Below are 13,365 nucleotides of genomic sequence, written 5' to 3'. Positions count from 1 at the left end.
TGGTTTAAAAGATAATACTTTCCCCATCCTGCGGGATGCTGACTACGTCGGCAATCTGATTATCAGCCACATACTCGCGCAGCTCCTCGCGGCTGAGCAGACAGTGGTTTATCGCTTCGAGATGGATGGCGACAATTTTCGCCTCCGGTAGGGTGAAGTGCGTTTTCAGCACATCCTCTTTACCCATAATAATCGGGCCGAAGCCGATCGCGTGCGCATACCCGGCATTCAGCACCACCACATCGGGGCGCAGTCGCAGCATATCGGCCTCAATGTCAGGGCGCCAGAGGGTGTCGCCCACCAGCCACAGCGTTTTCTCCTGCGGATGACGAAACACCACGCCACAGGCCTCGCCAAGGCGCTCCGCCATGGCCGGTACGGCGTAGGCGCGGTCGCTGCCGTGCTGCCCGGAGGTGGTTTTCTGCAGGGCGATACCGGCAAATTCGCTCTCTGCCGCAAGCAGGCGAATATCGACAAATCCCTGTTCGCGCAGCAGCCGGGCATCGGCCTCGTGCTGGACAAACACCGGCAGCGTTTTCGGGATCGCGGCGCTCGCCGCCTCATCCCAGTGATCGAGATGAGTATGGGTCACGATCGCGGCGTCAACATCCACAATGATGGCGCGGGGAAAAGGCAGTTCTACCAGCGGGTTACGCAGCCCGGCGCGGGCGGTGCCGGGAAAGCCCGGCCAGGCGCCCCGATCCGCCAGCATCGGGTCAATCAGGAATTTTTTTCCTGCATATTCAATTATCTGAGTCGAATTACGGATATGGGTCATTTTCATGATGTTCACTCCTCTTCCAGGTAAGCTGGCGAACATCGTACGTCCCACAAGCCTGCGGCAATATGGGCATTTGGGCAATGAGCGATGAGATTGGGCCAACTTCGCGCGGTTGCCATCCGCTCCCGGCTATGGTGTGCTGAACGCCCCCTTTTCAGGAGAAGTGGCCATCATGAAGAAGAGACTCACCGCCGCCGATATGCACGACGCCGAGGTGATCGCGCACACCCCGTGGTTCAGCATGCGCAAGGTGGCGATCGACGTCACCGACGCCGAACGTCGCGATTTTTACTCCATCCACTACCCGCGCCCGGCGGTAGGTATCGTGGCCATGCAGCAGGACAAAGTGCTGCTGATTCGCCACTACCGCTATCTGATCGATCGGGTAGTGTGGGCGATTCCCTCCGGTGGTATTGATGAAGGCGAAGAGCCGCGCGCGGCGGCGCTGCGCGAGCTGCGGGAAGAGACCGGCTACCAGGCGCAAGATGTCGAAGAGCTTATCCGCTACAACCCGTCCTACGGCAGCAGCGACCAGCTGTTTATCACCTGGCTGGCCCGCGATCTGGCGTTCGTCGGAATGGATGCGGATCAGGATGAAGTGATGGAAACGGGCTGGTTTACGTTCGCCGAAATCAGCCAGCTGATCGCCCGCGGCGAGATGCCTGACGGGCTGTCGCTGGTGCCGCTGCTGCATCTGATGGCGCAGCAGCATAACGGTTTAGCGTAATGGCCTGAGCATCCGCCAGCGGAACCACAGCTGGGCGACCAGGATCAGCATGCCGCCGATAATCTTCTGCAGCGGCAGCTGCTCGCCATACCACAACGCGGCGGCAATCACCGTCAGCAGCGGCTCCAGCACCATAATAATCGCGGCGCTCGCCACCGCCGCGTACTTCTGCCCCTTCATTTGCAGGCCAAAGCGTAGACTGGTGGCGATGACGATACTGGCCAGCAGCCAGCCAAAGGTTGGCAGCGTAAACGGCTGATCCCAGGTTTCTACGGCGGCGGAGATCCCCAGCCCAACCAGCCCGGTGATCCCCAGCTGCACGGTGGTGAGCGGGATCAGCGGCACCTCGCGGGCGCAGCTGCTGGTGTAGCAAAACCAAATCGACTGCACCAGCGCGGTCAGCAGAAACCAGCCCTGGCTGGGGTGAAACGCAATCGGCATATGCAAGCTAAGTAGCCCGAGGCCAACGATCGCCACCGGCAGGCACTCCCAGTACGCCCGCGCCGGACGCGCTTTCATCATCGCCCATGCGGTGAGCGGCACAAACAGCATCGACAGGCTCATGATAAACGCCCCCTCACCCAGCGAGGCGGTGGTCGACACCGAGTAAATCCACAGGCACAGGTTCAGCGCAAACCACAGCCCGCTGATGACAATCCGCCGCCAGTGCTGCTTCTCCACGCGAAAGCCGCGGCAGAACGGCAGCAGCAGCAGGGCGGCAAAAAAGAACCGCAGGCCGAGGAAGGCGAAAACCGGCATCCCTGCAATGGCCTCACGCGAAAATATCCATCCACATGCGGCGATAACCGTTGCGGCGATCAGCAGCAGATCGGCCTGACGCTGGCGGACCATATTCACTCCTCCTTGTGTTGACGATTACCAGCCCGGGACCGCGCCGCCGTTGAAGATGGTCTCTGCCGCCTTCGCCACTTCCGGCGACTGATAGGACTGCATGAATTCCTTCACGTTTTCCGCGTCTTTATTCTCTTCGCGGGTGACGATGATATTCACATACGGCGAGTTTTTATCTTCAATGAAGATCCCGTCACGCACCGGCGACAGTCCGGTTTGCTGGAGGTAGGTGGTGCTGATGATCGCGACATCGACCTTCGGGTCGTCAAGCACGCGCGGCAGCTGCGCCCCTTCCAGTTCCATGATGTTCAGGTTATGCGGGTTGGCGGTGATATCCACCGCCGTCGGCAGCAGGCCGGTGCCCGCTTTGAGGGTTACCAACTGCTCTTTTTGCAACAGGAGCAACGCGCGGCCAAGGTTGGTGGGGTCGTTCGGAATGGCGATGGTGGCGCCGTCTTTCAGCTCGGCCAGCGACTTAATTTTGCGCGAATAGCCCGCCATCGGGAACACGAAGGTGTTGCCGACCGCCACCAGATGGTAGCTATGCGCTTTATTATCTTGTTCAAGGAACGGCCGGTGCTGGAAGACGTTAGCGTCCAGATCCCCGGCGTTTGTCGCCTCGTTTGGCAACAGCGAACCGCTGAAGCCCACCAGTTCGACATCAAGGCCATATTTCTCTTTGGCGACCTTTTTCGCGACTTCTGCCACATCCTGTTCCGCGCCGTTGATCACGCCGACTTTAATGTGTTTCGCATCGCTACCTTTCTGGTCGCAGCCCGCCAGCAGCAGACCCGCCAGCACCACGGCGGCGGCTGTCCGTAAACGCAATGTCATCATTTTTACCCTGTCAGTCCATAGAAAATCGTTATTATTTTTCATCCGAAACTATAACGACTTTAGGCGCAGGTTTTAAACTGCAAAAGTCGCAACAGGAAATAAAATCATCTGCCGCTGTTTGACTGTATGGGTAGGTGATCGCGTCAATTGTCCGGCGCTGTTCCCCGCTGGCGGCGTAAACGCCTTCGGCCGGGCTACCGCAGCCGCTCGCCTGCCGCAATAACGGCAGGCGCTGATGGCAAAGAAGCCGGCTACAGCCCGAGCTCGCTCAGCCCCGGATGATCGTCAGGACGGCGGCCCTGGGGCCAGTGGAACAGGCGTTCGCTTTCCTCAATCGGCAGGTCGTTGATGCAGGCATAGCGGGTGCGCATCAGGCCATGCTCATCGAACTCCCAGTTTTCATTACCGTATGAGCGGAACCAGTTCCCGCTGTCGTCGCACCACTCGTAGGCAAACCGTACCGCGATGCGGTTATCCTTCCACGCCCACAGCTCCTTAATCAGCCGGTATTGCTGCTCTTTTTGCCATTTTCGCGTCAGAAAGCCGATAATTTCCGCGCGTCCATGGACAAATTCGCTTCGGTTGCGCCACTGGCTGTCGACGGTATAGGCCAGCGCCACCTTATGCGCATCCCGGCTGTTCCAGCCATCTTCGGCGGCCCGCACCTTTTGCACTGCGCTTTCGCGGGTAAAGGGTGGCAGCGGCGGACGTTGTTCGGTCATTGATGTTCTCCTTTTAACGTTAACTGTGATTGCAGCCGCGAGTTTTCCTCTTCCAGCTCACGGATGCGTAGCTGCAAGGTCTGGCTATACTCCGCCACCTGGCGGGCGCTGTAGCGCGGCGTGATGTGCTGCGGGCAGTTCCAGTCGAACGCCTGCAGGTGAAAGCGGTACAGGCGCTCCACGCGAGCCCGGTAATTTTCCGGCGTCAGCCGCGCCAGCAGCCCGGGATCATCGTCCGTCGCCAGCACCTCGACGGTGGCATAGATTTTCAGCCTGGCACGGCGCGGGTAATCCATCAAAAACAGGCACGCGCGGTCGCGACTACGCAGGTTTCCGGTGGTGATGTACTGGCGGTTACCGCTAAAGTCGGCCATCGCCAGGGTGGTGTCGTCAAGCAGCTGGAGAAACCCCGGCGGCCCGCCGCGGTGCTGAATATAGGGCCAGTCGGTTTGCGACACGGTCGCCAGATAAAAACTGTCGCGGCTGGCGATCATCTCCGCTTCGCTGGCGCTGAAACGCTCGCCCCGGCGCTGGCGATACTGCCATAGCCCATCGCTGCCCATTTCATGCTGCACGTCCATCACATCTGGCGTGATGGCGATAGTGAGAAAGTCCCCTGACATAGCCCCTCCGAACGCAATCTTGCTGCACTCAGCATGGACTCTACTGTTAGAAATGATAATACTGGGATACTGGCAATCATCTTTCCGATAAACGGGATAATCATGGATCGCTTAAGCGCCATGGCGCTGCTGGTGAAAGTCACCGATCTGGGCAGTATGTCGGCCGCCTCGCGGGCACTGAACATGCCGCTGACCACCGTCAGCCGCCATATTGCCGAGCTGGAGAGCGCGCTCGGCGTGCGCCTGCTGGCCCGAACCACCCGCAAACTGACGCTGACCGATGCCGGGGTTGACTATGTCGCCGCCGCGCGGCGGATTCTGGAAGAGGTGGAAAATGCCGAACGCCGGGCGGCAGGGGAGTATCAGCAGCCGAAGGGGGAGCTGGTCATCGCGGCGCCGACGATGTTTGGCCGCCAGCACGTTCTCCCGGTAGTGACCGCTTTTCTCGCCCGATACCCGCAAATTCGCGTCCGTTTACTGCTCAGCGACCGTAATGCCGACCTGATCGACGAGCATATCGATCTCGCGGTGCGCATTGGCGCGCTGCCGGACAGCGGTATGGTCGCCATCCGGGTGGGCGAGATGCGTATCGTGACCTGCGCCCACCCGGCGCTGCTGGAGAAATACGGTATGCCGCAGCGCCCCCGCGATCTGGCCGCGCTGCCGATCGTTAGCATTGAATCGCCGATGCCCTATAACGGCTGGCAGTTCCGCACCTCCGGGGTGGAAGACCAGCGGGTGGTTCTGCAACCGGTTCTGTCGGTCACGACCCCGGAAAGCGCCGCCGATGCCGCTCGTCTCGGGGCCGGCGTAGCGCGCCTGCTGCACTATCAGGCGATTGATGGCCTGGCCCGCGGCGAACTCAGGCTGATCCTGGACACCATGGAGCCGGCACCGGCCCCGGTTCATTTGCTGTATATCGCCCGCGATCTGGCTCCGCTTAAGCTGCGGAAGTTTATCGATTTCGCCGCCCCCGCGCTGCGCCAGGCGCTGTTACGCATTGCGGCGACCGCTTAGCGCGCCGCCTGTTTCAGCGGCACCTCTTTCAACAGCCATGAAAGCAGGAAAGCTATCGCCATAATACCGGCCGCCATCAGGAAGGCGGCATGAATCGCCGAGCCAAAGGCATCGAGATAGTCGAGGCGGATTTCAGATGGCAGATTCTGCACCGCCGCCGGGTTCAGCGCCCGCGGTAGCTCCGCCCCTGCCGGCAGCAGGCGCTGCAGGTTATTTTGCAGTACATGGGTAAACACCGCGCCAAACAGCGCCACGCCGATAGAACCGCCGATCGAGCGGAACAGCGTCACCCCGGAGGTCGCCACGCCGTACATCTGTGCCGGCATGGCGTTCTGTACCGCCAGCACCAGCACCTGCATCACCAGTCCCAGGCCCATCCCCAGCACGCCGGTAAACAGATACAGTTGCCACATCGGCGAGTGAATCGTAATGCGCGTCAGCAGCACCATCCCCACCACCCCCAGCAGCGTGCCGAGAATCGGAAACAGGCGGTATTTACCGGTGCGGCTGATAATGCGTCCGCTGACGATTGAGGTCACCAGCAGGCCACCCATCAGCGGGATCAGCTGTAGCCCGGCTTCGGTCGGCGTCGCGGCTTTCACCACCTGCAGGTAGAGCGGCAGGAAGGTGACCGAGCCAAACAGCGACATACCGATAACAAACCCAATCATGCTGCACAGCAGGAAGCTGCGGTTGCGGAACAAGGAGAGCGGAATAATGGGCTCAACGGCCAGCCGCTCTTCATACACAAAACCAACGATCCCCACCACACCAAAGGCCAGAATGCACCACAGCTGCGGGTCGTTCCACGCGCGCACGCTGCCCCCTTCGGAAGTGAAGAGGATGATGCACAGCAGCGCCATGCTCAGGTAAATCGCCCCCAGCCAGTCAATCTGATGCTGGCTACGTTTGTTGCTACTTTGGAATACCGCGCCGATCACCAGCAGCGCAAACAGCCCCAGCGGCAGGTTGATGTAGAAAATCCAGCGCCATGACGCGTGCTGCACCAGGAAGCCGCCGATTAACGGCCCGACCACCGTTGCCAGACCGAACACGCCGCCAAATAATCCCTGATAGCGGCCGCGGTTAGCCGGCGGGATCACATCGGCGACGGCCGCCATGCTGATCACCATCAGGCCGCCGCCGCCCAGCCCCTGCAGCGCCCGCATCAACACCAGCTGGGTCATATTCTGCGCCAGCCCGCAAAGCGCGGAGCCGACGAGGAACAGGACTATCGCGACCTGGAGCACAATTTTGCGCCCAAACAGATCGCCGAATTTACCGTATAGCGGCACCACGATCGTCGAGCTGAGGATATAGGCGGTCACCACCCAGGAGAGCTTATCCAGCCCGCCCAGTTCGCCGACGATTGTCGGCAGCGCCGTTGAGACGATGGTTTGATCCAACGCCGCCAACAGCATCACCAGTATCAACGCGCTGAACAGCAGACGAATCGGCGGTGCGGGTTGGGTTGCGACTTGAGACGTCATCACATCACTCGCTTGAAATTAATTAAATGCATAATTAATATTTAGGGAAATGATGGATCGCGTCAAGAGAGCCCGCAGAAATGACCGCACAAAAAGACAATGACGTCCCCCGCCGTCCCGGCCGGCCGCGGGGTAAACAATCCGGTACCGCCAGCCGCGAGCAGCTGATGGATATTGCCCTGGCGCTGTTTGCCCGCCAGGGCATCGCCCATACCTCGCTCAATGCCATTGCCAAAGAGGCCGGGGTGACGCCAGCCATGCTGAATTACTATTTCAGCTCACGGGAAACGTTAGTGGACCAGCTGCTGGAAGAGCGCTTTATGCCGCTGCGTAACGAGATCAGCAAGATTTTCATCGCTCATCCGCAGGATCCGATGACCGCTTTGGCACTGCTGATCGAGACCCTGGGCGTCCTGGCGGAGAAACATACCTGGTTTGCGCCGCTGTGGATGCAGGAGATGATTGGCGAGATGCCGGTACTGCGCCAGCATATGCACGCGCGCTTTGGCGATGATAAATATGACCGGATGATGGAGACGGTGAAGCGCTGGCAGCAGGAAGGTAAACTCAACCCGGCCCTGTCGCCGGAGCTGCTGTTTACCACCCTGATTAGCCTGGTGCTGGTGCCGTTTTCACGCATGCGCACCGACGGGCGTTTATCCGCAGTCTCCCGACAGACCATTGTCAGCAACGCGCTGACGCTGATCCACCAGGGCATTGGCGGATAAGCGCACCGGGCCGTGCTTTTGCTTAGCGGGCTACAGCGCTTTCGCCAGGTAATGGCGCGCCATACCGACATGCGGGAAATCGGGGAGCGTCATCTGCAGCTGATAACCCTGTTTTTGATAAAACGGCAGGGCCTGGAAGCTGAAGGTATCCACCAGCGCATGGTGACACCCCTCTTCACGCGCTTGCTTTTCCGCGTTGCGCATCAGCTCGCCGCCCAGCCCGCTGCCGCGCGCGGCTTCGCTGACCCATAAATACTGAATACACAGCCAGTTAGCCTGTCTTTTGCCGATCAGTCCACCCTGCATGACTCCGGCCTCGTCGCGGAGATATACCCCCAGCTCACCAAACTGCGCCGGGTCCAGATAGCGCAGGTTGTATTCCCGCAGCCCCGCCAGCAACTCTTCTTGATCCACGGGATTAATGCTGGTTGTCATTATTAGCGCCATCCGTTTTCTCCTTAATTAAATATTATTAAGTTAAACCACCACCTTACTTTCACAAAAAATACTTATTTTCTCCATTATTTCCTGTCTAAATTTCTATTGCTTATTTTTAACCAAAAAAACCTTTCCATCATCCGCTGGAAACGTATAATGAGGGAGAAATGAGAATGATCATTCTCACTCTACACTACCACGGAGAAAACCATGAGCAATACCCTGGCCGTCCGGCAAAAACTTCGGCAGGATGAAATCATCACTGCCGCACGCCGCTGCTTCCGCCAGCATGGTTTTCACGGGGCCAGCATGGCGCAAATCGCCAGCGAAGCGAAGCTAAGTGTCGGACAAATATACCGTTATTTTGCCAGTAAAGATGCCATCATCGCAGAGATGATTCGCCGCATCATCGATTGCCGCATCGCCGAGATGGACGGCAAAATACAAACCGACCAAATCCCAGGGATACTCGCATGGCGGCACACGTTAGATGCAGACGATGACGCGCTGATGCTGGAAATGGCCGCCGAGGCGACCCGCAATCCGCACATCGCCGCCATGATGGTGGAAGCGGACCAGCGGATGTTTGCCAACGCCTGCGCGCATATCCACAAAGCGCACCCGCATCTTAGCGAGGAGCGCATCCGCTGCTGCGTTGAGATCACCGCGGTGATGATGGAAGGGACGATTTACCGCCGCCTGATCCCGCAAACGGTGGCGCCAGAAGTCCTCGAAAAACTCTATCGGGAAATAACCACTATGTTGCTGATGGCTAAATAATTAACTGCAATTAATCAACAGGGAATTTTAAATTCCCTTTTTGTCGTTTCCGTTAATCCGGAGATGCGTTATCGCCTGGCCTGAACCCCGTTATTTAATTAACGGGGAGGACGTCGTTCATCCTGAGAAAATATAATGAAATACACAATACTTCCCATCGCAGCGGCATTATTCATCCTGAGCGGATGCGATAATACGCCCACATCCACACCCCCCCAGACGACGGTAGAAGTCGGCGTCGTCACCCTGAAGCGTCAGCCCGTTTCGCTGATCAGCGACCTGACCGGCCGCACCACCGCGTCGCTGAGCGCCGAGGTACGCCCGCAGGTCGGCGGCATCATTCAAAAACGCCTGTTTACCGAGGGCGACATGGTGAAGGCCGGCCAGGCGCTGTATCAAATCGACCCCGCCAGCTACCGCGCGGCCTATAACGAAGCCGCCGCCGCGCTCAAGCAGGCCCAGTCGCTGGTGACATCCGACTGTCAGAAAGCCCAGCGCTACGCGGCGTTGGTGAAGGACAACGGCGTTTCCCGTCAGGATGCCGACGATGCGATCTCCACCTGCAATCAGGACAAGGCCAGCGTGGAGTCGAAAAAGGCGGCGCTGGAGAGCGCCCGTATTAACCTGAACTGGACCACCGTTACCGCACCGATTGCCGGACGGATCGGCATCTCCTCCGTCACCCCAGGCGCGCTGGTTTCAGCCGATCAGGATACCGCGCTGGCAACGATCCGCGGGCTGGACACCATGTATGTCGATCTCACCCGCTCCAGCGTCGATCTGCTGCGCCTGCGCAAACAGACGCTGGCGACCGATAGCAACACGTTCAGCGTGTCGTTAACCCTCGAAGACGGCAGCACCTATAGCGAAAAAGGCCGCCTGGCGCTGACCGAAGTGGCGGTGGATGAGTCAACCGGCTCGGTCACGCTGCGCGCGGTCTTCCCCAACCCGCAGCACGTCCTGCTACCGGGCATGTTCGTACGCGCCCACGTCGATGAAGGGATTATGGACGATGCGATTCTGGCGCCGCAGCAGGGCATCACCCGTGATGCCAAAGGCAATGCCACCGCGCTTATCGTCGATGGCAATAACAAAGTGGAACAGCGGGAAGTGGAAACCGGCGACGCTTACGGCGACAAATGGCTGGTGGTTAACGGCCTGAAGAGTGGCGATAAGCTGATCGTTGAAGGCACCAGTAAAGTCGCCGCAGGCCAGCAGGTCAAAGCCGTCGAAGTCAAACATGACGGAGGCAACGCCTGATGTTTTCACGCTTCTTCGTGCGCCGCCCGGTCTTCGCCTGGGTAATCGCTATTCTGATTATGCTCGCCGGGGTGCTCGCCATCCAGACGCTGCCGGTTGCCCAATACCCTGACGTCGCGCCACCGGCGGTAAAAATCTCGGCCACCTATACCGGGGCCTCTGCTGAAACTCTGGAGAACAGCGTCACTCAGGTGATTGAGCAGCAGCTTACCGGGCTGGATAACCTGCTCTATTTCACCTCCACCAGCAGCTCTGACGGCTCGGTGGATATTACCGTCACCTTCGAACAGGGGACCGACCCGGATACCGCCCAGGTTCAGGTGCAGAACAAAGTCCAGCAGGCGGAATCGCGCCTGCCGAGCGAGGTGCAGCAATCCGGCGTCACGGTGGTGAAATCGCAAAGTAACTTCCTGCTGATCCTTGCGGTGTACGATAAAAACAACAAGGCCACCAGCTCCGATATTTCCGACTGGCTGGTCAGTAACATGCAGGACCCGCTGGCGCGCGTTGAGGGCGTCGGCAGCCTGCGCGTTTTCGGCGCGGAATACGCCATGCGTATCTGGATGGATCCCATCAGGCTGGCGTCCTACGCGCTGATGCCTTCCGATGTGCAAACGGCGATTGAAGCGCAGAACGTGCAAATTTCCGCGGGTAAAATCGGCGCCCTGCCATCGTCCAGCGCGCAGCAGCTGACCGCTACCGTCCGCGCCCAGTCGCGGCTGCAAACCGTCGACCAGTTCAAAAACATTATTGTGAAGAGCAAATCCGACGGTTCGGTGGTGCGCCTGAGCGACGTCGCTCGCGTGGAGATGGGCAGCGAAGATTACACCGCCACCGCCAACCTCAACGGCCACCCGGCCGCCGGGATCGCGGTGATGATGGCCCCGGGGGCCAATGCGCTGGATACCGCCACGCGCGTGAAAAGTAAAATTGCCGAATACCAGCGGCAGATGCCGCAGGGCTACGATATCGCCTACCCGAAGGACAGCACCGAGTTCATCAAAATCTCGGTGGAAGACGTCATTCAAACGCTGTTTGAAGCCATCATCCTGGTGGTTTGCGTGATGTACCTGTTCCTGCAAAACTTCCGCGCCACGCTGATTCCGGCGGTCGCGGTGCCGGTAGTGCTGCTGGGTACCTTTGGCGTGCTGGCGCTGTTCGGCTACTCCATCAACACCTTGACCCTGTTTGCGATGGTGCTGGCCATCGGCCTGCTGGTGGATGACGCCATCGTGGTGGTGGAAAACGTCGAGCGCATTATGCGCGACGAGGGCCTGCCCGCCCGCGAAGCCACCGAAAAATCGATGGGCGAAATCTCCGGGGCGCTGATCGCAATTGCGCTGGTGCTGTCGGCGGTGTTCCTGCCGATGGCCTTCTTCGGCGGTTCGACCGGCGTGATCTACCGCCAGTTTTCGGTGACCATTATCTCGGCGATGATGCTGTCAGTGGTGGTGGCCCTCACCTTAACCCCGGCGCTGTGCGGCGCGCTGCTCTCCCATTCTAAGCCGCACAGCAAAGGATTCTTCGGGGCCTTTAACCGCCTGTGGGGCCGTACCGAACAGGGCTATCAGCATCGCGTACTCGGTGGGCTACGCCGCTCCGCCGTGATGATGGGGGCCTTTGTACTGATCTGCGGCACCATGGCGCTGGCGATGTGGAAGCTGCCGGGGAGCTTTCTGCCGGTAGAGGATCAGGGCGAAATCATGGTCCAGTACACCCTCCCGGCGGGCGCCACCGCGGTCCGTACCGCCGAGGTACGTCGCCAGGTAACCGACTGGTTCCTTAGCAAAGAAAAGGCCAATACCAACGTTATCTTTACCGTCGATGGCTTTAACTTCAGCGGCAGCGGACAGAACGCCGGGATGGCCTTCGTTTCGCTGAAAAACTGGTCCGAGCGTAAAGGGGCAGAGAATACCGCCCAGGCGATTGCCCTGCGCGCCACTCAAGATCTAAGCAGCATTCGCGACGCCTCGCTGTTCGCCATGACACCGCCATCGGTGGACGGTCTGGGCCAGAGCAACGGCTTTACCTTTGAACTGATGGCCAGCGGCGGCACCGATCGCGATAGCCTGATGAAAATGCGCAGTCAGCTGCTGGCCGCCGCCAACCAAAGCCCGCAGCTCCAGTCGGTACGCGCCAATGACCTGCCGCAGATGCCGCAGCTGCAGGTGGATATCGATAATAACAAAGCCGTGTCGCTGGGACTGTCGCTGAGCGATGTGACCGATACGCTCTCCAGCGCCTGGGGCGGAACCTACGTCAACGACTTTATCGATCGCGGACGGGTGAAGAAGGTTTATATCCAGGGGGAAAGCGACGCTCGCGCCGTCCCGTCCGATCTCGGGAAATGGTTTGTGCGCGGCAGCGATGACAGCATGACGCCGTTCTCCGCCTTCGCCACTACCCGCTGGCAGTATGGCCCGGAAAGCCTGGTGCGCTACAACGGCTCTGCCGCCTTCGAAATCCAGGGTGAGAACGCCAGCGGCTTCAGCTCGGGTGCGGCGATGGACCAAATGGAAGCGCTGTCCAATAACCTGCCGGCTGGCACCACCTGGGCATGGAGCGGCATGTCGTTACAGGAAAAGCTGGCCAGCGGGCAGGCGATGAGCCTGTACGCGATCTCGATTCTGGTGGTGTTCCTGTGCCTTGCGGCGCTGTATGAAAGCTGGTCGGTGCCGTTCTCGGTGATCATGGTGATCCCGCTGGGCCTGCTCGGCGCCGCGCTGGCGGCGTGGCTGCGCGATCTGAATAACGATGTCTACTTCCAGGTTGCCCTGCTGACCACCATCGGCCTGTCGTCGAAGAACGCCATCCTGATCGTCGAGTTTGCCGAAGCGGCGGTCGATGACGGTTACTCGCTGTCGCGCGCGGCGCTACGTGCGGCGCAAACGCGTCTGCGCCCCATCGTGATGACCTCGCTGGCGTTTATCGCCGGGGTGCTGCCGCTGGCGGTGGCGACCGGGGCCGGGGCCAACAGCCGCGTGGCGATCGGTACCGGCATTATCGGCGGTACCCTGACCGCGACGCTGCTGGCCGTATTCTTCGTTCCCCTGTTCTTTGTGCTGGTGAAACGATTGTTCACCCGCCAACGCCCGTCTCAGGAGTAAGTT

Annotated in this window: 13 protein-coding genes; 6 read left to right on the top strand and 7 right to left on the bottom strand. The window is 59.7% G+C overall.

Annotation, left to right across the window (positions count from 1 at the left end; translation table 11 throughout):
* Positions 1-4: 4 nt before the first annotated feature.
* Complete coding sequence (locus tag EDF73_RS11385; protein WP_132729246.1) at positions 5-784, bottom strand: MBL fold metallo-hydrolase; 780 nt, start codon at positions 782-784, stop codon at positions 5-7.
* A 169-nt stretch (positions 785-953) separates the two neighbouring features.
* Here EDF73_RS11385 and EDF73_RS11380 point away from each other — a divergent pair, with 169 nt between their 5' ends.
* Positions 954-1,508 carry an NUDIX hydrolase gene (locus EDF73_RS11380; protein WP_132729244.1) on the top strand — a complete coding sequence of 185 codons (555 nt, stop codon included), beginning with the start codon at positions 954-956 and terminating at the stop codon, positions 1,506-1,508.
* Here EDF73_RS11380 and EDF73_RS11375 read toward each other — a convergent pair.
* From EDF73_RS11375 to EDF73_RS11360, 4 genes are all read right to left on the bottom strand, one after another.
* Entirely contained in the window at positions 1,500-2,360 is an 861-nt protein-coding gene (locus EDF73_RS11375) for a DMT family transporter (RefSeq protein ID WP_132729242.1), read from the bottom strand. The genes EDF73_RS11380 and EDF73_RS11375 overlap by 9 nt on opposite strands.
* 24 nt (positions 2,361-2,384) lie before the next feature.
* Entirely contained in the window at positions 2,385-3,194 is an 810-nt protein-coding gene (gene nlpA / locus EDF73_RS11370) for a lipoprotein NlpA (RefSeq protein WP_132729476.1), read from the bottom strand.
* Between the two features lie 254 nt (positions 3,195-3,448).
* Entirely contained in the window at positions 3,449-3,919 is a 471-nt protein-coding gene (locus EDF73_RS11365; RefSeq protein ID WP_132729240.1) for a nuclear transport factor 2 family protein, read from the bottom strand.
* Entirely contained in the window at positions 3,916-4,542 is a 627-nt protein-coding gene (locus EDF73_RS11360; protein WP_132729238.1) for a pyridoxamine 5'-phosphate oxidase family protein, read from the bottom strand. Before EDF73_RS11360 ends, EDF73_RS11365 begins: the two co-directional genes overlap by 4 nt.
* Positions 4,543-4,644: 102 nt before the next feature.
* On the opposite strand from EDF73_RS11360, the gene EDF73_RS11355 reads away from it, so the two are divergent.
* Positions 4,645-5,559: a LysR family transcriptional regulator gene (locus tag EDF73_RS11355; protein ID WP_132729236.1), complete on the top strand. Its 915-nt coding sequence runs from the start codon at positions 4,645-4,647 to the stop codon at positions 5,557-5,559.
* Here EDF73_RS11355 and EDF73_RS11350 read toward each other — a convergent pair.
* On the bottom strand, positions 5,556-7,049 hold the full coding sequence (locus EDF73_RS11350) for an MDR family MFS transporter (RefSeq protein ID WP_132729234.1): 1,494 nt from the start codon (positions 7,047-7,049) through the stop codon (positions 5,556-5,558). The genes EDF73_RS11355 and EDF73_RS11350 overlap by 4 nt on opposite strands.
* 80 nt (positions 7,050-7,129) lie before the next feature.
* On the opposite strand from EDF73_RS11350, the gene EDF73_RS11345 reads away from it, so the two are divergent.
* Complete coding sequence (locus EDF73_RS11345) at positions 7,130-7,777, top strand: TetR/AcrR family transcriptional regulator (protein ID WP_132729232.1); 648 nt, start codon at positions 7,130-7,132, stop codon at positions 7,775-7,777.
* A 30-nt stretch (positions 7,778-7,807) separates the two neighbouring features.
* On the opposite strand, the gene EDF73_RS11340 is transcribed toward EDF73_RS11345, so the two are convergent.
* Positions 7,808-8,224 carry a GNAT family N-acetyltransferase gene (locus EDF73_RS11340; protein ID WP_132729230.1) on the bottom strand — a complete coding sequence of 139 codons (417 nt, stop codon included), beginning with the start codon at positions 8,222-8,224 and terminating at the stop codon, positions 7,808-7,810.
* Between the two features lie 201 nt (positions 8,225-8,425).
* On the opposite strand from EDF73_RS11340, the gene EDF73_RS11335 reads away from it, so the two are divergent.
* The 3 genes from EDF73_RS11335 to EDF73_RS11325 all read left to right on the top strand — a co-directional run bounded on the left by EDF73_RS11335 (position 8,426) and on the right by EDF73_RS11325 (position 13,362).
* Entirely contained in the window at positions 8,426-8,995 is a 570-nt protein-coding gene (locus EDF73_RS11335; RefSeq protein WP_132729228.1) for a TetR/AcrR family transcriptional regulator, read from the top strand.
* 135 nt (positions 8,996-9,130) lie between these two features.
* The gene (locus EDF73_RS11330) at positions 9,131-10,255 is read left to right on the top strand and encodes an efflux RND transporter periplasmic adaptor subunit (RefSeq protein WP_132729226.1); all 1,125 of its coding nucleotides are present in this window, start codon (positions 9,131-9,133) and stop codon (positions 10,253-10,255) included.
* The gene (locus EDF73_RS11325; protein WP_132729224.1) at positions 10,255-13,362 is read left to right on the top strand and encodes an efflux RND transporter permease subunit; all 3,108 of its coding nucleotides are present in this window, start codon (positions 10,255-10,257) and stop codon (positions 13,360-13,362) included. The genes EDF73_RS11330 and EDF73_RS11325 overlap by 1 nt, the downstream gene beginning before the upstream one ends.
* Positions 13,363-13,365 lie beyond the last annotated feature (3 nt).

The organism is Klebsiella sp. BIGb0138, from assembly GCF_004342285.1.
GTDB lineage: Bacteria > Pseudomonadota > Gammaproteobacteria > Enterobacterales > Enterobacteriaceae > Klebsiella.
The sequence above is the reverse complement of the archived record's forward strand: the minus strand, read 5'-3'. Positions and strand labels throughout refer to the sequence as shown.

Bases quoted from the DNA above. Each gene is read 5' to 3' on its own strand.
- EDF73_RS11385 (WP_132729246.1), bottom strand. From the start codon at position 784: ATGAAAATGACCCATATCCGTAATTCGACTCAGATAATTGAATATGCA.
- EDF73_RS11380 (WP_132729244.1), top strand. From the start codon at position 954: ATGAAGAAGAGACTCACCGCCGCCGATATGCACGACGCCGAGGTGATC.
- EDF73_RS11375 (WP_132729242.1), bottom strand. From the start codon at position 2,360: ATGGTCCGCCAGCGTCAGGCCGATCTGCTGCTGATCGCCGCAACGGTT.
- nlpA (WP_132729476.1), bottom strand. From the start codon at position 3,194: ATGACATTGCGTTTACGGACAGCCGCCGCCGTGGTGCTGGCGGGTCTG.
- EDF73_RS11365 (WP_132729240.1), bottom strand. From the start codon at position 3,919: ATGACCGAACAACGTCCGCCGCTGCCACCCTTTACCCGCGAAAGCGCA.
- EDF73_RS11360 (WP_132729238.1), bottom strand. From the start codon at position 4,542: ATGTCAGGGGACTTTCTCACTATCGCCATCACGCCAGATGTGATGGAC.
- EDF73_RS11355 (WP_132729236.1), top strand. From the start codon at position 4,645: ATGGATCGCTTAAGCGCCATGGCGCTGCTGGTGAAAGTCACCGATCTG.
- EDF73_RS11350 (WP_132729234.1), bottom strand. From the start codon at position 7,049: ATGACGTCTCAAGTCGCAACCCAACCCGCACCGCCGATTCGTCTGCTG.
- EDF73_RS11345 (WP_132729232.1), top strand. From the start codon at position 7,130: ATGACCGCACAAAAAGACAATGACGTCCCCCGCCGTCCCGGCCGGCCG.
- EDF73_RS11340 (WP_132729230.1), bottom strand. From the start codon at position 8,224: ATGGCGCTAATAATGACAACCAGCATTAATCCCGTGGATCAAGAAGAG.
- EDF73_RS11335 (WP_132729228.1), top strand. From the start codon at position 8,426: ATGAGCAATACCCTGGCCGTCCGGCAAAAACTTCGGCAGGATGAAATC.
- EDF73_RS11330 (WP_132729226.1), top strand. From the start codon at position 9,131: ATGAAATACACAATACTTCCCATCGCAGCGGCATTATTCATCCTGAGC.
- EDF73_RS11325 (WP_132729224.1), top strand. From the start codon at position 10,255: ATGTTTTCACGCTTCTTCGTGCGCCGCCCGGTCTTCGCCTGGGTAATC.